The sequence below is a fragment of the Oryzibacillus soli genome, from assembly GCF_051594765.1.
Taxonomy (GTDB): Bacteria; Bacillota; Bacilli; order Paenibacillales; family NBRC-103111; genus Paenibacillus_AR.
In genome coordinates, this window is record NZ_JBPPGJ010000151.1 from 1 (window position 1) to 248 (window position 248).

At 50.8% G+C, this 248-nt stretch carries 1 tRNA gene; it reads left to right on the plus strand.

Features of this window, described 5'->3' with window-relative positions:
• Nucleotides 1-76: transfer RNA gene (locus tag ACSEXW_RS28500), tRNA-Ala, on the plus strand.
• Nucleotides 77-248 lie beyond the last annotated feature (172 nt).

A 248-nucleotide genomic window follows, 5' to 3' on the forward strand; every position in this document is an offset into this window, starting at 1 on the left:
GGGGCCATAGCTCAGCTGGGAGAGCGCCTGCCTTGCAAGCAGGAGGTCAGCGGTTCGATCCCGCTTGGCTCCACCATAACTCACCCCAAAAAGTGAAGATAAGCGTTCTAGCTTATGCCGATTACTTTTCGGGGGCCCCGAAACTGGAAGCAATTAACGGTTGCAAAGGTGTCGACGGTTGTGGTAAGATAGCATTCGCTGTTGAGAAACAGTGAAGAAAAGTGAATAAGCAAGCTCGTTTGGTGATA